Origin of the sequence: Allobosea sp. (assembly GCF_051860145.1) — a bacterium.
Taxonomy (GTDB): Bacteria; Pseudomonadota; Alphaproteobacteria; order Rhizobiales; family Beijerinckiaceae; genus Allobosea.
The window spans coordinates 1-22,531 of record NZ_JBHYEM010000006.1 but is presented as its reverse complement, the minus strand read 5'-3'; the positions used below and the strand labels follow the sequence as shown (position 1 = coordinate 22,531).

At 67.5% G+C, this 22,531-nt stretch carries 18 protein-coding genes and 1 pseudogene; 7 read left to right on the top strand and 12 right to left on the bottom strand.

Features of this window, described 5'->3' with window-relative positions:
* Window positions 1-79 precede the first annotated feature (79 nt).
* Window positions 80-1,345, bottom strand: coding sequence for a 3-oxo-tetronate kinase (gene otnK, locus ACTIF2_RS12005; protein WP_439497308.1), 1,266 nt, complete (start codon window positions 1,343-1,345; stop codon window positions 80-82).
* A 320-nt stretch (window positions 1,346-1,665) separates the two neighbouring features.
* Here otnK and ACTIF2_RS12000 point away from each other — a divergent pair, with 320 nt between their 5' ends.
* From ACTIF2_RS12000 to ACTIF2_RS11980, 5 genes are all read left to right on the top strand, one after another.
* On the top strand, window positions 1,666-3,171 hold the full coding sequence (locus ACTIF2_RS12000; protein WP_439497307.1) for an ABC transporter substrate-binding protein: 1,506 nt from the start codon (window positions 1,666-1,668) through the stop codon (window positions 3,169-3,171).
* A 208-nt stretch (window positions 3,172-3,379) separates the two neighbouring features.
* Window positions 3,380-4,324: an ABC transporter permease gene (locus tag ACTIF2_RS11995; RefSeq protein WP_439497306.1), complete on the top strand. Its 945-nt coding sequence runs from the start codon at window positions 3,380-3,382 to the stop codon at window positions 4,322-4,324.
* A complete protein-coding gene (locus ACTIF2_RS11990) occupies window positions 4,324-5,208 on the top strand; it encodes an ABC transporter permease (RefSeq protein WP_439497305.1) in 885 nt (294 codons plus the stop codon). Before ACTIF2_RS11995 ends, ACTIF2_RS11990 begins: the two co-directional genes overlap by 1 nt.
* 20 nt (window positions 5,209-5,228) lie before the next feature.
* Window positions 5,229-7,031, top strand: coding sequence for a gamma-glutamyltransferase family protein (locus tag ACTIF2_RS11985; RefSeq protein WP_439497304.1), 1,803 nt, complete (start codon window positions 5,229-5,231; stop codon window positions 7,029-7,031).
* A gap of 11 nt (window positions 7,032-7,042) precedes the next feature.
* Window positions 7,043-7,783 carry a DUF1028 domain-containing protein gene (locus ACTIF2_RS11980; RefSeq protein WP_439497303.1) on the top strand — a complete coding sequence of 247 codons (741 nt, stop codon included), beginning with the start codon at window positions 7,043-7,045 and terminating at the stop codon, window positions 7,781-7,783.
* Window positions 7,784-7,902: 119 nt separating this feature from the next.
* Here ACTIF2_RS11980 and ACTIF2_RS11975 read toward each other — a convergent pair whose 3' ends face one another.
* The 10 genes from ACTIF2_RS11975 to ACTIF2_RS11930 all read right to left on the bottom strand — a co-directional run bounded on the left by ACTIF2_RS11975 (window position 7,903) and on the right by ACTIF2_RS11930 (window position 19,962).
* Entirely contained in the window at window positions 7,903-8,979 is a 1,077-nt protein-coding gene (locus ACTIF2_RS11975; protein WP_439497302.1) for a D-TA family PLP-dependent enzyme, read from the bottom strand.
* A complete protein-coding gene (locus tag ACTIF2_RS11970; protein WP_439497301.1) occupies window positions 8,976-9,434 on the bottom strand; it encodes a RidA family protein in 459 nt (152 codons plus the stop codon). Before ACTIF2_RS11970 ends, ACTIF2_RS11975 begins: the two co-directional genes overlap by 4 nt.
* Window positions 9,435-9,635: 201 nt before the next feature.
* Window positions 9,636-10,796, bottom strand: a complete 1,161-nt coding sequence (locus ACTIF2_RS11965) for an amidohydrolase/deacetylase family metallohydrolase (RefSeq protein WP_439497300.1) — start codon at window positions 10,794-10,796, stop codon at window positions 9,636-9,638.
* Between the two features lie 22 nt (window positions 10,797-10,818).
* Window positions 10,819-11,754, bottom strand: a complete 936-nt coding sequence (locus ACTIF2_RS11960; protein ID WP_439497299.1) for an N-carbamoyl-D-amino-acid hydrolase — start codon at window positions 11,752-11,754, stop codon at window positions 10,819-10,821.
* A 100-nt stretch (window positions 11,755-11,854) separates the two neighbouring features.
* The gene (locus ACTIF2_RS11955) at window positions 11,855-12,727 is read right to left on the bottom strand and encodes an ABC transporter permease (protein ID WP_439497592.1); all 873 of its coding nucleotides are present in this window, start codon (window positions 12,725-12,727) and stop codon (window positions 11,855-11,857) included.
* Between the two features lie 29 nt (window positions 12,728-12,756).
* Complete coding sequence (locus tag ACTIF2_RS11950) at window positions 12,757-13,698, bottom strand: ABC transporter permease (protein WP_439497298.1); 942 nt, start codon at window positions 13,696-13,698, stop codon at window positions 12,757-12,759.
* Window positions 13,699-13,725: 27 nt separating this feature from the next.
* Entirely contained in the window at window positions 13,726-15,324 is a 1,599-nt protein-coding gene (locus ACTIF2_RS11945; protein ID WP_439497297.1) for an ABC transporter substrate-binding protein, read from the bottom strand.
* A gap of 312 nt (window positions 15,325-15,636) precedes the next feature.
* Complete coding sequence (locus ACTIF2_RS11940; protein WP_439497296.1) at window positions 15,637-17,049, bottom strand: amidase; 1,413 nt, start codon at window positions 17,047-17,049, stop codon at window positions 15,637-15,639.
* Between the two features lie 161 nt (window positions 17,050-17,210).
* Window positions 17,211-18,440 (bottom strand): Zn-dependent hydrolase, encoded by a 1,230-nt coding sequence (locus ACTIF2_RS11935; RefSeq protein ID WP_439497295.1) that lies wholly within the window; start codon window positions 18,438-18,440, stop codon window positions 17,211-17,213.
* Between the two features lie 61 nt (window positions 18,441-18,501).
* Window positions 18,502-19,962 carry an amidase gene (locus ACTIF2_RS11930; RefSeq protein WP_439497294.1) on the bottom strand — a complete coding sequence of 487 codons (1,461 nt, stop codon included), beginning with the start codon at window positions 19,960-19,962 and terminating at the stop codon, window positions 18,502-18,504.
* A 194-nt stretch (window positions 19,963-20,156) separates the two neighbouring features.
* Between ACTIF2_RS11930 and ACTIF2_RS11925 the strand changes: the two genes are divergently transcribed.
* Both ACTIF2_RS11925 and ACTIF2_RS11920 read left to right on the top strand, forming a co-directional pair.
* Window positions 20,157-21,554, top strand: coding sequence for an MATE family efflux transporter (locus ACTIF2_RS11925; RefSeq protein WP_439497293.1), 1,398 nt, complete (start codon window positions 20,157-20,159; stop codon window positions 21,552-21,554).
* A gap of 137 nt (window positions 21,555-21,691) precedes the next feature.
* Window positions 21,692-22,105, top strand: coding sequence for a globin domain-containing protein (locus ACTIF2_RS11920; protein ID WP_439497292.1), 414 nt, complete (start codon window positions 21,692-21,694; stop codon window positions 22,103-22,105).
* Window positions 22,106-22,131: 26 nt separating this feature from the next.
* Here ACTIF2_RS11920 and ACTIF2_RS11915 read toward each other — a convergent pair.
* Window positions 22,132-22,531 (bottom strand): annotated as a pseudogene (locus tag ACTIF2_RS11915) (hypothetical protein); the annotation flags it as partial.

The window sequence follows — 22,531 nt, the reverse complement described above, 5'->3', positions numbered from 1 at the left end:
CCGCTGTCCCGGACCGATCCTATACGAGTTTTCGCGTATCGAAACGGAGAGTGCAGGTCTTCAGCTCAGCAGATTCCCTTCAGCTCAGCAGGTTCCAGGCCTTCAGGAAGAAGTCGGGCGCGCCGAAATTGCCGGACTTGAGCGCGACCGCCATGTCCGGGCCGTCGACGACCCGGGTCCAGGGCACTCCGGGATCGATTTCCGGGCCGATCTCAAGGGTCTGGATGCCGAGCCCCTGGACGACCGCGCCCGAGGTCTCGCCGCCCGCGACCAGGAGCCGGGTAAGCCCCGCCCCGGCGAGCAGGCGGGCGGTCTGCGCGAAGGCATGCTCGACGATCTCGCCGGCCTTCTCGCGTCCGAGCCTGGCCTGGATCGCCGTGACCTCGGCCGGGTCGTCGCTGGAATAGAGCAGAAAGGGCCGGTCCGCCTGCTGCGCCAGCGCCCAGTCGGCGAGACGCTGCGCGGTCTGCTCGCCGGAGGCCAGCGCCAGCGGATCGACCTTGAGGGCCAGAAAGCCCGCCTCCAGCGCCGCCTTGATCTGCCCACGCGTCGCAGTCGAGCAGCTCCCGGAGATGATGCCGCGGCGCCCCTGCGGCGCCTCCAGCCGTGCCGCGATCGCGCGCTCGGCGAGCAAACCGGCCTGCCGGAAATTCTGCGGCAGGCCCATGGCGATGCCCGAGCCGCCGGTGAGCAGCGGCTGGCCGGCGACGGCCGCGCCGAGGATCATGAGGTCGTCATTGGTCAGCGCATCGGTCACGACATAGCGCACGCCGTCCGCCTGCAACTTGGCCATCTGCGCCTTCACGGCATCGGGACCGGCGAGGATCGTGGCGTAGCCGACATGACCGACCGGATGCTCGGTCTGCGCGGACATCAGGCGCATCAGGTTGGAATCCCGCATCGGCGTGAGGGGATGATCCTTCATCGAGCTCTCATGCAGCGGCACGGCGCCGACGAAGAGATAGCCCTGGTAGATCGAGCGGCCATTGGCCGGAAAGGCCGGGCAAATGATGGCGCTCTCGGCGCCGAGCCTGCGCATCAGGGCGTCCGCGACCGGGCCGATATTGCCATGCGCGGTCGAATCGAAGGTCGAGCAGTACTTGAACAGGATCTGGCGCGCGCCACCGGCCAGGAGCGCCTCGCAGGCCGCAAGCGACTGCGCGACCGCCTCGGACACCGGATTGGTGCGGGATTTCAGCGCGACGACGACCGCGTCGGCCTCCGGCAGCTTGGCGTTGGCAGCCGGCACGCCGATCACCTGGACGGTCCGCATCCCGGCCCGGTTCAGCATCAGGGCGACATCCGTCGCGCCCGTCATGTCGTCGGCGATCACACCCAGCAGCATCCGTCTCGTCCCCTGTTCCCGGCGCGCAGACACGCCGCGCCCCACCATCAAATCCATTCGGCGCCGTGCATAGCAGAGATCGCCGCCGGCGTGAGGGCTGCCCCGACATGTCAGGCTCGATCTGGAGCGGGAACCCTGGCCGCCAACTTGCATACAAGCCGGGCCGCATGGGTGGAACGGCCTTTCGAAAGAATGATGCAGCGCATGATCGACGGCCGCCCAAACTTGCGCCAATTTGGTGCCGCGCGGGACTAACCGCCGGTCGCCTGCCGCCAGGGCGAGTCCGCCCGCGCCACATAAAATCAGTACGGGGATATTCGATGAAGCTCATAGCCGCCTTGGTTTCCGCGACAGTCCTGACGCTCGCCAGCCTACCGGCGGCTGCCCAGGCTCCCTCGACCCTGCGCATCGGCCTGCAGGAAGACCCCGACATGCTCGACCCACACAAGGCGCGCACCTTCGTCGGGCGCATCGTCTTCATGGGCCTCTGCGACCGGCTGGTCGACATCACGCCGGATCTCAAGCTGGTGCCGCGGCTGGCCACCGAATGGTCCTTCTCCGCCGACGGTCTGACGCTGACCATGAAGCTGCGCAGCGACGCCAAGTTCCATGACGGCGAGCCCTTCAATGCCGAGGCCGCGAAAGCCAATCTCGACCGCGCCAGGACGCTGCCGGATTCGCTGCGCAAGTCCGAGCTCGCCTCGGTCGAGAGCGTCGACGTGGTCGACGCCAACACTATCGCGCTCAAGCTGAAGCGTCCGGATGCGACGCTCCTCGCGCAGCTCACCGACCGCGCCGGGATGATGCTGGCGCCCAAGAGCCTCGCCGGCGACGTTGCCGCCAAGCCGATCTGCTCCGGCCCCTACAAATTCGTCGAGCGGGTCCAGAACGACCGGATCGTGCTGGAGAAGTTCAAGGAGCATTGGGAGGCCGCGAACTATCAGTTCGACAGGATCCTCTATCGCTCGATCCCAGACACCACGGTGCGGCTCGCCAATCTCCGCTCGGGCGAGCTCGACATGCTGGAGCGCCTTGCGCCGACCGATGTGAGCTCGGCCAAGGGCGACAAGTCGCTCAAGGTCGAGAGCACCGCCAATCTCGGCTACCAGGGCATCACCATCAACACGGCGCATGGCGAGGCGGCGAACCAGCCGATGGGCAAGGACAAGCGCGTGCGCCAGGCGCTGTCGCTCGCGATCGACCGCAAGGTGCTGAGCCAGGTCGTGTTCGAGGGGCTCTACGAGCCGATGATCCAGCCCTTCAACCCCGGAAACCCCTATCTCAGCGCCGATTTCCCGGTGCCGGCGCGCGACGTCGCCAAGGCCAAGGAACTGCTCAAGGCCGCTGGCACTGAGAAGGTCTCGGTCGAGCTCTTCGTCACCAACAACCCCGTCGACGCGCAGCTCGGCCAGGTCATCCAGGCGATGGCGCAGGAAGCCGGCATCGACATCCAGATCCGCTCGACCGAGTTCGCCAGCCAGCTGCGCGACCAGCAGCAGGGCAAGTTCCAGATGAGCCGGATCGGCTGGTCCGGCCGCATCGATCCGGACGGCAACATCCACCAGTTCGTGACCTCGAAGGGCAACCAGAACGACGGCAAATACGCCAACGCCGAAGTCGACAAGCTGCTCGACCAGGCCCGCACCGTCTACGACGTCGCCGAGCGCAAGAAGCTCTATGACGGCGCCCAGAAGATCCTCCAGGACGAGCTGCCGATCGTCTATCTCTACAACCAGACGGTCTTCTTCGCGATGCGCTCCAATATCGACGGGTTCGTGATCAATCCCGACGGCATGATCCGCCTCTCCGGGCTGAAGAAGAAGTGAGGTCGATGCGGCTGCCGGCCGAGGCGCTTCCCTTCCCCCTCGTGGGGAAGGGAGAGGGATGGGGGGCGTTCCGCCTGGTGAGAGCTATAGGGACAGTCTCACCGGCGTTGGCCACCTCCCCTTTGCGCATCGCTGTTCGTTCTTGCTTTTCGCCCCCCACCCCTAGCCCCTCCCCACGAGGGGGAGGGGAATTGCGTCGAGCCCCGCCATGCTGACCCTGATCGGCAGGCGCGTCCTGATCGCGATCCCGACGCTGTTCCTGGTCTCGCTGTTCGTGTTCGCCCTGCAGCGGGCGCTGCCGGGCGATCCGTTCCTGGTCATCGCCGGCGAGGAACGCGACCCCGAGGTGATCGCGCGTCTGCGTGATATCTACCGGATGGACGACCCCATCGTGGTCCAGTTCTTCGCCTGGCTCGGCCAGGTCGTGCAGGGCGATTTCGGCCGTTCGCTGCGCACCGGCGAGCCGGTGCTCGGGCTGATCCTGCAGAAGCTGCCGGTGACGATCCAACTCGCCACCGCCTCGATCCTCGTCGCGGTCGGCATCGGCATCCCCGCCGGCATCATCGCCGCGCGCAACAAGGGCACCGCGATCGATTATTCGGCGAGCGCGCTCGCCCTGTCAGGTCTGTCGATCCCGAATTTCTGGCTCGGGATCATGCTGATCCTGCTGGTGTCGGTGGAGCTGAAGCTCCTCCCGGCGTCAGGCTATGAATCGATCTTCAGGGACCCCGTCGCCGCGATCGAGCGGCTGATCATGCCGGCCTTCGTGCTCGGCGGCGGGCTCGCGGCCTTCATCATGCGCCATACGCGGGCGGCGATGCTCGAGGTGCTGCGCTCCGACTATGTGCGGACGGCGCGGGCGAAGGGCCTCGACGAGGACACCGTCATCAACCGGCATGCGCTGCGCAATGCCCTGATCCCGATCATCACGCTGTCGACGCTGCTCTTCGGCGAGCTCCTGGCAGGCGCGGTCCTGACCGAGCAGGTCTTCACGATTCCGGGCTTCGGCAAGCTGATCGTCGACGCCGTCTTCAATCGCGACTACGGCGTGGTGCAGGGCGTGGTGCTGTGCACGGCTATCGGCTTCATCCTGATGAACCTGATCGCGGACCTGCTCTATATCCTCGTCAATCCGCGCCTGAGGGACAGCTGATGGCCGATGTCGCGGATACCGCAACGGCGGCCGTGAGCGAGCCGCTCCCGGCCCGACGCCCCGGCGCCTGGTCCAAGCTCCTGCACAACCGCTCGGCCCAGATCGGCGGAGCGCTGGTCCTGATCTTCGTGCTGATGGCCATCCTGGCGCCGCTGCTGCCGCTGGCCGATCCGCTGAAATCGAACTTCCTGGCAATCCGCAAGCCACCCTCGGCGCTCTACTGGCTGGGAACCGACGAGCTCGGCCGCGATCAGGTCTCGCGCCTGTTCTATGGCGCGCAGACATCCCTGCTCGCCGGCATCTTCTCGGTCGCCATCGCGCTCCTCATCGGCATTCCGTTCGGGCTGCTCGCCGGCTGGTATGGCGGCTGGATCGATATCGCGATCTCCCGCGTCACAGAGGCGATGCTCGCCTGTCCGTTCCTGATCCTGGCGATCGCCTTCGCGGCGATTCTCGGACCGTCCCTGACCAATGCGATGATCGCGATCGGCCTTTCGGCCGTGCCGATCTTCATCCGGCTGGTGCGCGGCCAGGTGATGAGCGTCAAGGCCGAGGATTTCGTCGAGGGCGCGCGTTCGATCGGCGCCAGGGACATGCGGATCCTGTTCCGCCACGTGTTGCCGAACACGCTCTCGCCGATCATCGTGCAATCAACGCTGTTCATGGCGCAGGCCATCATCCTGGAAGCCGCCCTCTCCTTCCTCGGCCTCGGCCAGCAACCGCCCTCGCCGTCCTGGGGCCAGATGCTCAACGTCGCGAAGAATTTCATGGAGCAGGCGCCGTGGATGTCGGTCGCGCCCGGCATCGCCATCTTCCTGGCGGTTCTCGGCTTCAACCTGCTCGGCGACGGCCTGCGCGACGCGCTCGACCCCAAAGAATCCTGATCCCTTCAAGGAAACGGCCCATGTTCACGACACGCCCCGAAATCCTCGGCACCTTCGGTGTCGTCACCTCGACGCATTGGCTGGCGACGGCATCCGGCATGGCGATGCTGGAGAAGGGCGGCAACGCCTTCGACGCCTGCGCGGCGGCGGCCTTCGTGCTCCAGGTCGTCGAGCCGCATCTGGTCGGGCCGGCCGGCGACATGCCGGCCGTGTTCTATTCGGCCGCGACGAAGAAGGTCGAGGTGCTCTGCGCGCAGGGACCCGCTCCGGAAGCCGCCACGATCGAGGCCTATAGGGCGCTCGGCCTCGACCTCATCCCCGGTTCGGGCCTGCTCTCGACCGTCGTGCCCGGCGCCTTCGGCGGCTGGATGACCCTGCTGCGCGACCATGGCCGGCTGCCGCTGCGCGAGGTGCTCGAGCCGGCGATCGGCTATTTCGAGAACGGCCATCCGATGCTGCCGCGCGTCTCCGACACGATCGGCACCCTGACCGACCTCTTCACCGATGAATGGCCGAGCTCCGGCGCCGTCTACCTGCCGGGCGGCAAGGTGCCGAAGGGCAAGGAGCTCTTCCGCAACAAGGCAGCGGCCGAGACCTACAAGCGCATCCTGGCCGAGGCGGAAGCCGCCGGCGGCTCGCGCGAGAAGCAGATCCAGGCGGCCTATGATTCCTGGTACAAGGGCTTCGTCGCCGAGGCGATGGACAAGTTCTGCCGCACGACGGAGGCGATCGATTCCTCCGGCCGCCGCCACAAGGGCCTGCTCACCGCCGACGACATGGCGCGCTGGCAGCCGACCTACGAGACGCCGGCGAGCGTGACCTATCACGGCTGGGAGGTCTTCAAGATCGGCCCCTGGGGCCAGGGCCCGGTCTTCCTGCAGACGCTGAAGATCCTCGAGGGCTTCGACATCGGCGCGATGGGTCCGACCAGCGCGGAGTTCATCCACCATGTCACTGAGGCGATGAAGCTCGCCTTCGCCGATCGCGAGGCCTATTACGGCGACCCGGATTTCGTGAAGGTGCCGCTGGCGACGCTGCTCTCGGAGGATTACGCGGCCGGTCGGCGCAAGCTGATCGGCGACAAGGCCTCGCATGAGCTGCGGCCCGGGATGATCGCCGGCTTCGAGGAGCAGGTCGGCAAGATGCTGGCCAATCTCCGCATCGCCGGCCAGGGCGGCGCGAAAGGCGGGGCGACGGTAGGCGAACCGACGCTGGCCTCGATGGTCGCATCGTCCCGGCGCGGCGACACCGTCCATATCGACGTCATCGACAAATGGGGCAACATGATCGCCGCGACCCCGTCCGGCGGCTGGCTGCAATCCTCGCCGGTCATTCCCGAGCTCGGCTTCCCGCTCAACTCGCGCGCCCAGGCCTTCTGGCTCGACGAGGGCCTGCCTTCGTCGCTCGCGCCGCGCAAGCGCCCGCGCACGACGCTGACGCCGACCATCGCCTTCGAGAACGGCGAGCCACGCCTCGCCTTCGGCACGCCGGGCGGCGACCAGCAGGAGCAATGGCAGCTCGGCATGTTCCTGCGCCGCGTCCATCACGGCCTCAACCTGCAGGAGGCGATCGACCTGCCGCTGTTCCACACGCAGCACTTCCCCTCGACCTTCTATCCACGCGAGGCGCGGCCGGGCCATCTCACGGTCGAGGAGAGCGTCGGCGAGGCGGCGTTGGCCGACCTGGCACGGCGCGGACACGACCTCGAGCGCGCCCCGGCCTGGACGGTCGGCCGCCTCACCGCGGCCGAAACCAGCCGCGACGGCCTCTTGCGCGCGGCGGCGACGCCGCGTCTGATGCAGGCCTACGCCGCCGGCCGCTAGGAGCTTTACGCATGACTTGGTCCATCGTCGCCCGCGATGCGGCGACCGGCGCCTTCGGCGTCGCCGTCTCGACCTGCGCCTTCGCCGTCGGTGCGCGCGTGCCCTATGGCGGCGGGCGCATCGGCGCCCTCGCCACCCAGGCTTTCGTCAATCCGCTCTATGGCGTCGACGGGCTCAGGCTGCTTCAGGAAGGCCGCCCGGCCGGAGAGATCGTCACGGCGCTGGTCGCCGCCGACGAGGGCCGCAATCACCGCCAGGTCCATGTCATCGACCGCGACGGCAAGGTCGCGGCCCATACCGGCAGCGCCTGCATCGGCTGGTGCGGCTCGGTTTCAGGACCGCAGGTCTCCGTCTCGGGCAACATGCTGGCGGGCCAACAGGTCGTCGACGAGACGCTGAAGGCCTATATCGCCGGTTCCGCGCTGGATTTCGACGAGCGTCTGCTCGCGGCGCTGGAAGCCGGCGAGAAGGCCGGCGGCGACAAGCGCGGCCGGCAATCCTGCGCGATCCGGATCTGGGCGAGCGATCCGGTGCCGAGCTTCGATATCCGCGTCGACGATCACGCCGAGCCGCTGACGGAATTGCGGCGGCTCTGGCGCGTGGCGCATCAGCGCTCGGTGCCGTTCCAGATGGCGGGGCCTTCGCGGGCCAAGCCCGCCGGCATCACAGACCGCTCGGAGCTCGACCGGCTCTGCAACGAATATGCGGCGGCCTGGAACGCCAAGCACCCGGCAAACGGGAAGCAGGAATAGCCACTCCCTATTCGTCATTGCGAGGAGCGTAGCGACGAAGCAATCCAGGGGTCTCGCTCGACGCCCCCTGGATTGCTTCGCTTCGCTCGCAATGACGGCTCAGTCCAGCGAAAACCGCGCTAGGTCAGCTTCCCGCGCGCCGCGACCGGCAGCTCGCCGACCAGCTTGTCGCCACGCACAGTGATCAACCGATCGACCATGTTGACGACGACGCAGACATGGTTCGGCACGATGCGCACGGTCTCGCCGACATTCGGCCGCTCGTTCGAGCCCGACAGGTCGAGGAAACCATGCTCCTCCGCGAATTTGGCGATCCTGGCGGAGGGATATTCGAGGATGTAGCCATGGCCGTCGAGGCCGCCGGTATCGCTCGTCAGCGTCTTCGAGCCTGAATCGAGGATGCCGCGCTCCGGGCCCGCCCGGCTGACCACGGTCGCGTAGACCGTGAGCGCGCAATCCTCGAGCGTCGCGACGCCGGCCGCGACCTGCATGCGGTCGTTGAAGATCGACGTGCCGGCGCGGTGCTCGGTCGCGCCCTTGAGCTTGCCGATATTCGGGATGTTCGGCGAGCCGCCGGTCGAGACGATGCCGGCCTCCAGGCCCGCGTCGCGCAGGCCGGCATTGGCGGTATCGAGGAACGCTTGCGTCCGCTCCCAGCCATCCTCGGGCGGATACATCAGGAAGCCGGCGAAGCGCAGGCCGGGCGACGCCGCGATCATCTTCGCCAGGTCGACGGCCTCGCCCGGCGTCTCGACGCCGGCGCGCTGCCGGCCGGTGTCGCATTCGACGACGACCTCGAGATCGCGTCCCGCGATCTCGGCCGCGCTCGGCAGGCCCGAGATCGTCACGGGGTTGTCGGCGGCGACGATCATGCGCACGCGGCGCTGCAGTGCGCCCAGCCGGCCGAGCTTCTCCTCGCCGAGGATGTTGTAGCTGATCAGGATGTCGTCGAGCCCGCCATCGGCCATGATCTCGGCCTCGCCGAGCTTCTGGCAGGTGATGCCGCGGGCGCCGGCCTCGCGCTGGAGACGGGCGAGCTCCGGCGATTTATGCGTCTTGATATGCGGGCGATTGGCGATGCCCGCGGCGTCGCAAGCCGCCTGCAGGCGGGCGATATTGGCCTCGACCTTGTCGAGGTCGATGACGACGGCCGGCGTGCCGTAGACGCGGGCGATCTCGTCTGCCAGCGCGGTCATGGCAGCACCCGGATGATGGCTTCGATCTCGACCGTCATGTTGTTGGGGAGCGAGCCCATGCCGACGGCCGAGCGGGCATGGCGGCCGTTCTCGCCGAGCACCGCGACGAGCAGGTCCGAGCAGCCGTTGATGACCTTGGGCTGGTCGGAAAAATCCGGCGTCGCGTTGACCATGCCGAGCAGCTTCACCACCTCGACCTTGTCGAGCGAGCCGGCAGCGTCGCGCATCGCGGCGAGCAGGCCGAGCCCGGTCTGCTTGGCGTGTTCATAGGCTTCCGCGACGGTGACGTCGGCGCCGACCTTGCCGGTCGGGTAGGTGCCATCGGCACGGCGCGGGCCCTGCCCCGAGAGATAGGCGATATCGCCGACCTTCTTGAAGCGGACATAGTTGGCGACCGGCGAGGAGGCCTCGGGCAGGCTGAGCCCGAGCTCCTTGAGCTTGGCTTCGGCGGACATGGCGTTTCCTTTGTTGTTTCACTTCAACGGTTGCGGCGTTCTCCCTTCTCCCCTTGCGGGAGAAGGTGGCCGCGAAGCGGCCGGATGAGGGGTCTCGCGACGACTACGATGAAGCAGCCCATAGATGAGAGGAGCAAGCGTCGCGCGACCCCTCACCCCAGCCCTCTCCCGCAGGGGGAGAGGGAGCGCGATGGCGGCTGATCAAGCCACCTTCTTGAACTTGTTCGAGCGCTTCGGGTGCCACCACTTGCCCTTCAGCACGACGCCTTCCGAGACGATCTTGCGATCGCCCATCAGATGCTCGCCGACCACGTCGACATAGTCGAACTTGCCTTCCTTCACAGTGAGGATCGTCGCGTCACCGAGCGAGCCGACCCTGAGCGAACCGTATTCCGGGCGCTTCAGGGCCATGGCGGCATTCACGGTCGAGGCGGCGATGACGTTCTTCAGGCTCATGCCCATGCAGAGGAATTTCGACAAGGTGGTGACCTGGTCAAAGGCCGGCCCGTCGATGCAGAGCTTGTGCACGTCGGACGAGATCACGTCCGGCTCGAAGCCGTTGGCGAGCATGGCGCGCGTGGTCTTGAAGGAGAACGAGCCCTTGCCATGGCCGATATCGAAGATGACGCCGCGCTTGCGGGCAGCCAGCACCTCAGGCTTCACGGTGCCCTGCGCCGTCGCGGGCGCATTCGGGAAGGGACGGAAGGCGTGGGTCAGGACGTCGCCCGGCCGCAGCATGCCGATCACCTCCTCATAGGAGGGCGGCGGATGGTCGATATGGCACATCAGCGGCATGCCGACCTCGTTCGCCACCTGCAGCGCGATGTTGAGCGGCACGGTGCCGGAATTGCCGGAGGCGTGCAGGCCGACACGGACCTTGATGCCGACGATATAGTCGCGGTTGGCATCCGCCACCGCGACCGCATCGATCGGATTCATCATGCGCAGGTCGCCGCTCTCACCGACCATGACGCGATGGTCGAAGCCGTAGATGCCGGCATGCGAGACATGGAGATAGGCGAGGATGCGGGCCTGGCTCGGCTCGATGACATGCTTGCGGAAGCCGGCCCAGTTGCCGGGCCCGGCGCTGCCGGTATCGACCGAGGTGGTGACGCCGGAAGCGCGGCAGAACTCGTCGGCATCGATGCCGAGCGAGGTGCCGCCCCAATAGACATGGGTATGCAGGTCGATCAGGCCGGGAGAGACGACATAACCCGAAACGTCGCGGATCTCGGCCGCCCCCTTCAGGTCCTTGCCGAAGCCCGAGACCTTGCCGTTGGTGAAGGCGACGTCGAGCACGCCGTCATGGTTCTGCGACGGGTCGATGACGCGCCCGCCTTTCAGGATGAGATCATGGGTCATGGCTGGTCCTTCGAGGGCCTGTTCAGATCGGTGAAACCGCGCCCTTGCGCTCGACGATCAGCCCGTAATGCTGCGGCTCGCGATGCTTGGCGAAATTGAAGGTGGAGTTCTTGTAGCTCTTGCCGAGATCGAGGTCGCAGCGGGCGAAGACGAGCTCGTCGCCCTCGGTCACAGCCTGCGCCACCACCTCGCCGGTCGGCGCGATGATGCAGGTCCCGCCCATCTGGTCGACGCCAGCTTCCAGGCCGGCCTTGGCGACGCCGACGACCCAGGTGGCGTTCTGGTAGGCGCCGGCCTGCATCACGAGCTGGTTGTGGAACTGGCCGAGCCGGTCGTGCTGCGGCGCGGGCGGATTGTGCTTGGGCGTGTTGTAGCCGAGCAGGATCAGCTCGACATCCTGCAGGCCCATCGAACGGTAGCTCTCGGGCCAGCGGCGGTCGTTGCAGATCATCATGCCGATATTGGCGTCCATGCTCCGCCAGACCGGCCAGCCGAGATTGCCGGTCTCGAAATAGCGCTTCTCGAGATTCTGGAAGACGTTGTCCGGCTTGTGGTCGGGATGGCCCGGCAAATGGATCTTGCGGTACTTGCCGACGATCGCACCCGACTTGTCGACGAGGATCGCAGTGTTGAAGCGGCGCTTGCGGCCATCCTCATGGGCGAGCTCGGCATAGCCGAGATGAAAGCCGATCTCGAGCCTCGCCGCCTCCGCGAAGAGCGGCGCCGTCTCGTTGGAGGGCATCGCGCTCTCGAAATAGGCGTCGATCTCGTCCTCGTCCTCCATCCACCAATGCGGGAAGAAGGCGGTCAGCGCCGCCTCCGGAAAGACGACGAGGTCGCAGCCATGGCCCTTGGCCTGGCGCATCAAAGCGATCATGCGGGCGACGGCGGAGGCGCGGTTCTCGTCGCGCTGGATCGGGCCGAGCTGGGCTGCGCCCACGGTCAGGATACGGGTCAAGACGTCACCTCCTTCGCGCAGCATCGGCGATCCGCCGCAGAGGGAAAAGCCGTGCCGGCCGCATGGACGCCATCGTCTGGCTGCAGGCGCCGATCCGCCCCTACAGGCTCTTGGCGATGCGCGGGTCGAGCGAGTCGCGCAGGCCGTCGCCGAGCAGGTTCACCGCGAGCACGGTGATCGACAGGAAGATCGCCGGGAACAGCACGATATGCGGCCTGATCTGCCAGAGCGCCCGGCCATCGGCCATGATGTTGCCCCAGGAGGGCGTGGCTGGCGGGATGCCGGCGCCGATGAAGGACAGGATCGCCTCGACGATCATGGCGCTGGCGCAGATATAGGTCGCCTGGACCATCATCGGCGCGATCGTGTTCGGCAGGATGTGCTTGATGATGATGCGCGGCGCCTTGGCGCCGCAGGCGACCGCCGCTTCGACATAGGGCTGCTCGCGCAGGCTGAGCACGACGCCCCGCACCAGCCGCGCCACGCGCGGAATCTCGGCGATGGTGATCGCGATGATGACGTTGCCGACCGAGCCGCGGGTCAGCGCCATCAGGGCGATGGCGAGCAGGATCGGCGGGATCGACATCATGCCGTCGATCGCACGCATCACGACGCCATCGGCCCAGCGCACGAAGCCGGCGAAGAGGCCGATCGCAAGGCCGATCACCGAGGCCAGCACGGCGACGGTGACGCCGACGACCAGCGAGACGCGGGCGCCGTACATGACGCGCGAATAGATGTCGCGCCCGAGCATGTCGGTGCCGAACCAGTAGAGCTCGGAGGGCATGCGGGTGCGCCGCGCCGGCGAGATCGACGTCGGATCGACGGTTCCGAGGAATGGCGCGAAGATGCCGATCAGCGCCATCAGCAGCAGCAGGCCGCCGCCGATCGCCACGGATGGATGCCTGCGCATGAAACGCAGGAGGCTGCGCAGCGAGGTCGGCTCGGACGGAGCGCCGGCGGCCGCCGCAATATCGCCCGTCACGTTGTCGGTCTGCGTCGTCAATAGCGTATCCTCGGGTCGAGGAGGGTGTAGGTCAGGTCGATGAGCAGGTTCACGAGCACGTAGACGAACGAGAACATCAGCACGACGCCCTGGATGACGGGATAATCGCGCCGCAGGATCGCATCGACGGTGAGACGGCCGAGGCCCGGGATGGCGAAGACGCTTTCGGTGACGACGGCGCCGCCGATCAGGAGCGCGATACCGATGCCGATGACGGTCACGACCGGCACGGAGGCGTTCTTCAGCGCATGCAGGAAGAGGATGTTGCGCTGGCCGAGCCCCTTCGAGCGGGCGGTGCGGATATAATCCTGCTGCAGCACCTCCAGCATGGTGGCGCGGGTGATGCGGGCGATCAGCGCGATATAGACGAAACCCAGCGTGACCGAGGGCAGGATCAGGTTCCTGAGCCAGGGCCAGACCCCCTGCTCCAGCGGCGTATAGCCCTGGACCGGCAACCAGTCGAGCTTGAGGGCGAAGGTATAGGCCAGGAGATAACCGACCACGAAGACCGGGACCGAGAAGCCGAGAACGGCGAAGGCCATCACCGCCTTGTCGATCCAGGTGCCGGCCTTCCAGGCCGCGATGACGCCCATGGGCACCGCGACCACGACCGCCAGCAGCAAGGTCAGCACCATCAGGGAGACGGTCGGCTCGATGCGCTGGCCGATCAGCTGCGTCACCGGCAGCGAGGTGAAGATCGAGGTGCCGAGATCACCCTGCAGCACCCGGAAGAGCCACTCCCCGAACCGCACCAGATAGGGGCGGTCGAGGCCGAGGCTCAGCCGGATCTTCTCGACGTCGGCGGGTGTCGCCTGGTCGCCGGCGATGACCGCTGCCGGATCGCCCGGAGCGATATAGAGCAGCGAGAAGACGAACAGCGCCACGAAGGCCATCACAGGGATGGTCGTGATGATGCGTTTTATAATGAAGGACAGCATCGTGGCGCCGTTTCCCTTTCGCTAGAATCAGGCCTTCGAGACCCCCCAGAAGAACGGAAGCGGCCCGCTGACGACGCCGGTGACGTTCTTCCGCCAGGCCTGGTAGCCGAGATAGAAGCCGGTCGGGACATAGACCACGTTCTCGACCGCGGCCTTGTTGAGGCGGTCCATCGCCGCCTTCTCCTCGGTGAGGTCCTTGGCGCTGAACCAGTTCGCCACCTCGGTCTCGACGGCGGGCACGTCCGGCCAGCCGAACCAGGCCTTGTCGCCATTGGCGCGGATGGCGGTGTAGGAGGCCGGGTTGAGGCAGTCCGCCCCCGCGTGCCAGGTGTGGAACATGCTCCAGCCGCCCTGGCCGGGCGCGGTCTTCTGGGCACGGCGAGCACCGACCGTGCCCCAGTCGGTGGCGACGAAATCGACATTCATGCCGATGCTCTTCAGGAGCTCGGCCGTGACGTCGCCCATCGACTTGGTCGCGGACATGTCCTGCGCGACGACGCAGGTGACGGGCTCGCCCTTGTAGCCGGATTCGGCGAGCAGCTTCTTCGCCGCCGCGACGTTCTTCATCTTCATGATGTCGCCGCCCACCTCGGTGTAGAGCGGGGTGCCCGGCGTGAAGAAGCCCGGCAGCGGCTTCCAGAGCTTGTCGTCGTCGCCGACGATGGCGCGCATGTAGTCTTCCTGGTTCAGCGCCGTCATCACCGCCTGGCGCACCTTCAGGTTGTTGAAGGGCGGATGCAGGTGGTTCATGCGGAAGGCGCCGATATTGCCGAGCGGGTCGCCGATATCGACGTTGATGTCCCTATGGGCCTTGAGCACCGGCACGAGATCGGAGAGCGGCGTCTCCCACCAGTCGATCTCGCCGTTCTGCAACGCGGCGGCTGCGGTGGCCGCGTCGGGCATGATCACCCATTCGACCCGGTCGACCATGATCTTCTTGCCGCCGGCGAGCCAGGAGGCCGGCTCGGAGCGCGGCACGTAATCGGCGAATTTCTCGAAAACCGCCTTGGCGCCCGGGACCCATTCGTTGCGGGCGAACTTCATCGGGCCGGAGCCGACATATTCGGTGATCTGCTGGAACGGATCGGTCTTGGCGATGCGCTCCGGCATGATGAAGGAGCAGGGCGCGTTGTTCTTGGCGAGCGCCAGCAGCATCTTCGGGAAGGGCTGCTTCAGCGACCATTTCCAGGTCCGGTCATCGACCGGCGCGAGCTCGTTCTCGATCGCCTTGATCATCAGACCCATCGGGTCGCGGGCCTGCCAGCGCTTCAGGCTCTGCACGACGTCCTTGGCCAGGACGGGCGTGCCGTCATGGAACTTGAGGCCGGAGCGCAGCTTGAAGGTCCAGGTCAGGCCGTCCGACGAGACCTCCTCGCCCTCGACCATCTGGCGCTGCGGCTGGAACTTGTCGTCGATTCCGTAAAGCGTGTCCCAGACCAGCGCCGCGGCGTTGCGGACGACATATTGGGTGCCCCAGATGGGGTCGAAATTCGCGAGATTGGCCTGCGGCACGAAGCGCAGGGTCTTGGCCGCCGCGCCTTGCGACAGGGCCGGCATAGCGAGGCCGCCTGTCGCGGCGAGAACGCCGGCGCCAGAGGCAGTCTTAAGGAATGTCCTGCGATCCATCACTCTCTCCCCTGAAATGCCAACCTCTGATCGGGCGACCTTGGGCGGGAGTGTGGGGGAGAAAAATTCCCCTGACAACACGCTCGGACGGTCGCGATCCGTCACGGACGGACTTGCAGGGTTTGTGCCAAATGGTACCGACTGGCGGCCAACGCCATGTCCCAGCGCCGCAGCGCCCTCACTCGGTAGAAAATTGCGCGAGCGCGTCTAAATCGATTTGATCGGGGTGTCGGCGCGAAAAACGAGAATCTCCGTGAGAAGCAGCTGGCACGGGAGCAGCGCACAGGAGCGCTCCGCGCCGCCGCTCTGGAATCAGGTCGACCTGACGGGCGCGTCGACGCGAGCGAACGGCCGCGCCGCCTCGAAGGCGGCAGCCGCACGCAGCACCAGGCTGTCCTGCCCGAACGGCCCGACGATCTGGAGCCCGGCCGGCAATCCGCCCGAGGTCAGGCCGCATGGCAGCGAGATCGCAGGCGCCTGGGTGATGTTGAAGGGGTAGGTGAAGGGCGTCCAGCGCGTCCAGTCCTCGCCATAGCCGCCATGGCCCGGCGTATCCCGGCCGACCTCGAAGGCCGGCAAAGGCAGGCTCGGCGTCAGCAAGAGGTCGAAGCGCTCGTGGAACTGCGCCATGTGGTGGGCCAAGGCATTGCGCTGGTTCAGCAAGGCGTCGGCATAGGCCGCTCCGGTCACGTGCTCACCGGCCTCGGCCACCGCGACGAGTCCCGGATCCATCTGCGCCCGCTGCTCCGGACCGATCTTGCGCAGCGCCAGCGCCGCACCGGCCGACCACAGCGTCATCAGCGTCTCGATCGGGTCGGAAAAGCCGGGATCGACCTCCTCGACATGCGCGCCGAGCTCGCGGAAGGCGAACGCCGCGGCGCGCGTCAGCGAGGCGATCTCCGGATCGACCGGGACATCGCCGCCAAGGCGCGGCGACCAGGCGATACGCAGACCCTTCACGCCGCCGGGCAGGCCTGCGACGAAATCCGGCGGCTCGTCGATCGCCGCCGTCATGTCGCGGCTGTCGGGCCGGCCGATCGCATTCATCGCGAGCGCCGTATCGGTGACGGTGCGGGTCAGCGGGCCGAGATGGGCGAGGAAGCCCATGGTCGAGACCGGATAGGCCGGCACCCGGCCATAGCTCGGCTTCAGCCCGACGACGCCGGTGAAGGCAGCCGGGATCCGCACCGAGCCGGCGCCGTCCGAGCCGATATGGATGCAGCCGAGATTGAGCGCGGCGCAGACGGCCGCACCGGAGGACGAGCCGCCAGGCCCGGTCGCGAGGTTCCAGGGATTGCGGGTGATGCCGGACATCGGCGAGTCGCCGACGCCCTTCCAGCCATATTCCGGCATTGTCGTCTTGCCGAGGAAGACGCAGCCCGCCTCGCGCAATCGCGCGGTCGCCGGCGCATCCTCCGGCCAGGGCGTGCTCGCAGCCACCGCCGAGCCGCGGCGCATCGGCCAGCCCTTCACGCCGATATTGTCCTTGATCGTCACCGGCACCCCGTCGAGCGGACCGAGCGCCTCGCCCTTGAGCCAGCGCGCCTGCGAGGCCTCGGCCATGGTTCGCGTGAGCGCGGCGTCGCGAATGGTGAAGGCATTCACCTCGGGCTCGAAGCGCTCGATCCGGGCAAGCGTGTCCTGCGCGACCTCGACGGGGGAGAGCCCGCGCGACGCATAGAGCTTGCCGAGTTCGGCGGCGGACAGGGAGGCGATGGCTGTCATCTCGGTTCCGTTTTCAAAGCGGGTTCGGAAACATCATCCCGGGCAAGCGGCGGAGCCGCGCAGACCCGGGATCCATCGTAAGGCGCTGTGTATTACGATGGATCCCGGAGCTCCGCTTCGCTACGTCCGGGATGACAACGAGCTTCATGATAGGCCGGGCGTCACGCATTCGCGGCGCGCCAGGCGGCGCTGAGCAGGACATTCGCGCCGGCGATCATGTCCTCGGCCGTGCTGAATTCGGCCGGGTTGTGCGAGAGCCCGCCGATCGAGGGAATGAAGACCATCGCCGTGGGGCACAGCCGCGACATCATCTGGGCATCGTGACCGGCGCCGGAAATCATGCGGCGGATCGGCAGGTCGAGCTCGGCCGCGCTCGCCTCGACGCCCGCGATCAGCTCCTCTGCGAAAGGCGTCGCCGGAAAGCGCGCCAGGTCGCGGAAGCTGATCTCGATCTCGTCGCGCACTGAGAGCTCCGCACAGAACTTGCGCAGCGTCGCTTCCGCCTCGGCCAGCGGCGCGTCGTTCGGGTTGCGCAGGTCGAGCGACATCACGACCCGCTCGGGCACGACATTGACGTTGCCCGGCTCGACGCGGATGACGCCGGAATTGGCGAGCTGGCCGGAGATGATCCTGGTCAGCTCGTTGGCAAAGATATTGATGCGCGCGGCGGCGAGTCCGGGATCCTTGCGATAGGCCATCGGCGTGGTGCCGGCATGGCTGGGGCGACCCTTCAGCGTCAGCTCGAGCCAGCAGATCGCCTGGATGCCGGTGACGGCCCCGAGCCCGCCGCCCTCGCCTTCCAGCACCGGGCCCTGCTCGATATGCAGCTCGAGATAGGCATGGGCCTTGAGGAAGCCGGGCCGCTCCGGACCGTGATAGCCGATGCGGTTCAGCTCGGTACCGAGCACGGCGCCTTCGGAGTCCTTTTCGGCATGCGCGGCCTCGACGCTCATCCCGCCGGCCCAGACATAGGAGCCGAGCATGTCGGGATGGAAGCGGGCGCCCTCCTCGTTGGTGAAGGCGATCACCGCCATGTCGCGCTTGGGCGTCAGCCCGGCATCGCGCAGGGCCGCCAGCACCTCGACGCCGGCGATGACGCCGAGCGCGCCGTCGAAACGCCCGCCGGTGCCGACCGTGTCGATATGGGAGCCGAGGATGACCGCGGGCCCCTCCTGCTGTCCTTTCAGGATGCCGACGACGTTGCCGATCGCATCGACCTTCACCTCGAGCCCAAGCCCGCGCATCTGCCCGACCAGCCAGTCGCGGCCCTGCTTGTCCTCGTCTGTCAACGCGAGCCGCCTGCAGCCGCCTTCCGGGGTCGCGCCGATCTGCGCGAGCGCCTCGAGCCTAGAGACCAGGCGCGGGCCGTCGATCCGCAGGTTCGAACTCATTCGTCAGCACTCCATCCAGGCCAGTCGTCGTCAGGAAGGCGGGAACGATGCCGGTCGCTCACTATCCAAGCAAGTCCGGCTTGCGCTTCTCGACCCAGCCCGTAGCGTCCTCATAGGCCTGGGCGATCTCGAGCAGCAGGCGCTCCGAGTGGTTGGCGCCCCAGAGCTGCATGCCCATGGGCAGGCCGGCCGCATTGAAGCCGACCGGCACGCTGATCGCGGGGCAGCCGGACATCGTCACCGGGATCACCACCTCCATCCAGCGGTGGTAGCTGTCCATCGCCCGGCCGGCGATCTCGCGCGGCCAATGCGTCTCGACGGCGAAGGGGAAGACCTGGGCGCTCGGCAGCACGAGCACATCGTAACGCGCGAACAGCCCGCGCACGTGCTGATACCAGGCCGAGCGGAGGTTCGAGGCCTTCATCACGTCGAAGGCCGAGAGCTTCAGGCCCTGCTCGACCTCGTAGCGGGCCTCGGGCTTGAGGACGTCACGGCGCGCCGGATCGGCATGGATCGGCGCCAGGCTGGCGCCGACCTGCCAGGCCCGCAGCTTCGTCCAAGTCTGCCAGATCGTCTCCGGATCATATCCCAGGCTCGCATCCTCGACGCGCGCGCCCATTTCCTCAAGCGTCGACAGCGCCTCGCGGCAAAGGCCGAGGATGCCGTCCTCCATCGGCAAATGGCCGCCGAGATCCCCTAACCAGCCGATGCGCAGGCCGGTGATGTCGCGGTTGAGGTTGCCGAGGAAGCTCGCCGGCTCCTCGCGGATCGAGAGCGGCATGCGCGGATCGGCGCCGGCCTGGACGGCGAGCAGCGCCGCGAGGTCGCGGGTCTTTCGGGCCATCGGCCCGGCGACGCCCATCTGGGGAATGAAGACCTCGTCGCCGCTCGAGGGCACGCGGCCATAGGCGGGGCGCATGCCGAGGACATTGTTGAAGGCGGCGGGGTTGCGCAGCGAGCCGGCATGGTCGCTGCCATCGGCAACCGGCAGCATCCGCAGAGCGAGCGCCACGGCCGCCCCGCCGCTCGAGCCGCCGGAGGTGCGCGACTGGTCGTAGGCGTTGCGCGTCGGCCCGAAGACGGGGTTGTAGGTCTGCGAGCCGAGCCCGAATTCGGGCGTGTTGCTCTTGCCGACGATGATCGCGCCGGCAGCCTTCATGCGCTCGACGAAGATCGCGTCGCTCTGCGCGATCTCGTCCTTGAAGAGCGGCGAGCCTTGCGTCGTCGCGAAGCCCTTGGCCGCGGCAAGGTCCTTGATGGCCTGCGGAAAGCCATGCATCCAGCCACGCGAGCGGCCTGCGGCGAGCTCGTCGTCGAGCGAGGCCGCCTCCTTCACCAGGTCGGCGCGCTCCCGCACGGCGACGAGCGCGTTGACCAGCGGATTGAGCCTCTCGATCCGGTCGAGATAGGCGTTCATCACCTCGGCGCAGGACAACCGGCGCGCATGGATCGCGTGAGACAGCGCCACCGCATCGAGCGCGACGATCTCGCCGCGCGCGGCGTTCTTCCCCTTGTCTGACATTCCCGACCGATCCTCTGTCTTCTTGTTGCCGGCGATGATGGCCGCCCACCGACGCTGCCGATAGCGTCGTTGGCGCAAGAGCCTGATCGCAAAAACGCGTAACGGGCCGCCATCCGCTCCCGCGCCGGACGCGGGCGAGCCCAGCGCAAGAACGGCTGCCTTGCCCATAAAATGGGCGCTAGAAGCGACGCCCCATGTCCGACCTCGTCCTTCACGCACCGCGCCCACAGCCCTGGCTCGCCGAGGCCAAGGCCATGCTCGCCCTGAGCTGGCCGATGGTGCTGACCAATGTCGCGCAGACGGCGATGACCGCGACCGACGTCGTCATGATGGGCCATCTCGGCCCCGACTCGCTCGCCGCAGGCGCGCTCGGCTCCAATCTCTACATGGCAGTGCTGATCTTCGGCATCGGCATCATGGCTGCGGTCGCGCCAATGATCTCGATCGAGCTCGGGCAGAACCGGCATGCGGTCCGCGAGGTGCGGCGCACGGTGCGCCAGGGTTTCTGGGCGGCGGCGACGCTGGTCGGGCCGATGTGGCTGTTCCTGTGGCAGGGCGAGACGATCCTGCTCGCGATGGGGCAGGATCCGGCGCTCTCGGCGGCTGCGGCGAGCTATGTCAGGACGCTGCAATGGAGCCTCCTGCCGTTCTTCTGCTATCTCGTGCTGAGAGGCTTCGTCGCCGCGCTCCAGCGTCCGTTCTGGGCCTTCGCGGTGGTCCTGTTCGCGGTCGCCTTCAACGTCTTCGCCAATTGGTGCCTGATGTTCGGGCGGCTCGGCTTCCCGGCGCTGGGCCTGCCCGGCTCCGGCCTCGCCACCGCTTTGTCCTCGACCCTGATGTTCCTGGGCCTGGCCGTCGTCGTCTCGCTCGACCGGCGGTTCCGGCGCTTCCGCCTGTTCGGACGCTTCTGGGTCTCCGACTGGCCGCGCTATCGCGCCTTCTGGCGGCTCGGCCTGCCGATCGGCTTGGCGCTCGCCTTCGAGGTCATCATCTTCAACGGCGCGGCCTTCCTGATGGGGCTGATCGGCCCGGCTTCGCTCGCGGCGCATGCGATCGCGATCCAGATCGCGTCGCTGACCTTCATGGTGCCGATGGGCATCGGCCAGGCCGGCACCGTGCGCGTCGGGCGGGCCTATGGCGCGGGCGATCGCGAGGGCATCAGGCGGGCCGGCACGACGGCGATCGTGCTGGCGATCTCGTTCATGGCGCTGACGGCGCTGGTGATGCTGTTTGCGCCGGGCCTCCTGGTCGGCCCCTTCCTCGATACGAGCAAGCCGGGCTCGGCCGCGGTGGCGGAACTCGCCATCCGCTTCCTGCTCTTCGCGGCGATCTTCCAGATCGCCGACGGCGCCCAGGTGGTCGGCTCCTGCATCCTGCGGGGCCTGCGCGACACGCGGGTGCCGATGGTCCTGGCCGGCATCGGCTATTGGGGCATCGGGCTGCCGCTTTCGGCCGCGCTCGGCTTCTGGACGCCGCTCGCCGGCAGCGGCATCTGGATCGGCCTCGCCATCGGCCTGGCGGTCGTCGCCGTGCTGATGCTCTGGCGCTGGTGGCGGCGCGAGCGTCTCGGCCTGCTCGCTCACATGGCCTGAAGCGACCTGTGCGACCGCGATTCCGATTGCACATTATTCAGTTTCTAAACTATCGGGCGTAAGCCCATCCTCCCGGCCAGTTGGGACGGTGTAGCCTCCGCGTCGGCGGCGGCCGTCTGGAAGGCCAGCGGAGATCGATGATGACGTCCGAGCAGATCACGCTCATCCGGGACAGCTTCGCGCATCTGCATCGCCGCAAGGCGGAAACAGCCGCCCTTTTCTACGATCGCCTGTTCGCCATCGCGCCCGACACCCGCGCCCTGTTCAAGGGAGATCTCACGGCGCAAGGCGTCAAGCTGATGGAGACGCTCACCGTGGCGATCGCCACGCTCAACGACCGCGAAGGGCTGACGATCCTGCTTGACCGTCTCGGGCGACGGCACAAGGGCTACCGCGTCGAGGACAGGCATTATGCCGAAGCCCGCGGAGCGCTGCTCTGGACCTTGCGCCAATCGCTGGGCCCTGCCTGCACGCCCGCCGTCGAGCGCGCCTGGCAGGAACTCTACGACTACATCGCCGGGATCATGATGATGGCCGGCCGCAAGGCCTGAGCCTCCACCCGGGTCCCGCTCTCCCGTCAGAATTCCTCCCATCCTGCATCGTCGCGTCCGTTCGCGATCTTCTTTGCGGGCGCGCGTTTGGGCTCGGCCTTGGTCTGGGCGAAGGCGGCTTCGGCGAGCTGGCGCAGGCGCTCGGGCTCCGAGCCCGAACCCGTCGCGACCGCCTCGATATCGGCGGCGCGGCGCCTGGGCGGCGCATAGGCGCGCGGCTGGGGCGCGGCCTGCGGCTTCGCGGCTGCGGCGGGCGCCGGCGCCCGGGCGGGGACCTGCGCCGGAGCCTGGCCGAGCTGCTGCGGGCCGGTGCGGAAGGCGGCGACGAGGGTGTTGAGCTGGCCGATGCGCTGGGTCAGCGCGGCGGCCAATGCGGCGCTCTCCTCGGCCAGCGCCGCATTGGCCTGGGTCATCTCGTCGAGATGC